The sequence below is a fragment of the Microbacterium sp. HMWF026 genome, from assembly GCF_003061325.1.
Classification (GTDB): domain Bacteria; phylum Actinomycetota; class Actinomycetes; order Actinomycetales; family Microbacteriaceae; genus Microbacterium; species Microbacterium testaceum_E.
On the sequence record NZ_QAJB01000369.1, the window covers coordinates 1 to 544 of the forward strand.

Sequence of the window (544 nt, forward strand, 5' to 3'; positions counted from 1 at the left end):
ACACGGGCGCGGCCCTCCGTCAACGCAAGCGCACGCGGCGCTACATCGACATCCTCGCGATCGCCTCGCGGCACGGGGTCGGGTGGCTGTTCCACGGGGGCCGCGCCCGTGTCGAGGAGCAGCTCAGCACCTCGGAGGAGCGCGCCAACGCGATCGTCGCGACCATCAACGACGCCGGCGTGAGCTTCGTCAAGTTGGGACAGGTGCTCTCCACCCGTCGCGACCTCGTGCCCGAGCCGTATCTGAGCGCCCTCGCCTCGCTGCAGACGAACGCCACGACGCTGCCCTGGCAGACCGTGCGTGCGGTCATCGAAAGCGATCTCGACGTCCCCCTCGATCAGGTGTTCGCCGAGGTCGACCCCGTGCCCCTGGCCGCGGCCTCGGTCGCCCAGGTGCACCGTGCGCGTCTGCTCGACGGCACCGACGTCGTGGTCAAGGTGCAGCGACCGGCGGCCCGTGCGCAGGTCGAGGCGGACGCCGACATCATCCTGCGGCTCGCGCACCGGGCCGAGGCGCGGACGCGCGTCGGCCCGGTGCGCGAGCC

1 protein-coding gene is annotated in these 544 nt (G+C 72.4%); it reads left to right on the top strand.

All coding sequences use genetic code 11. From position 1 onward, the window contains the following. The coding region (locus DBR36_RS13750; protein WP_258222856.1) for an AarF/UbiB family protein at positions 1–544 on the top strand (544 nt) is incomplete at both ends.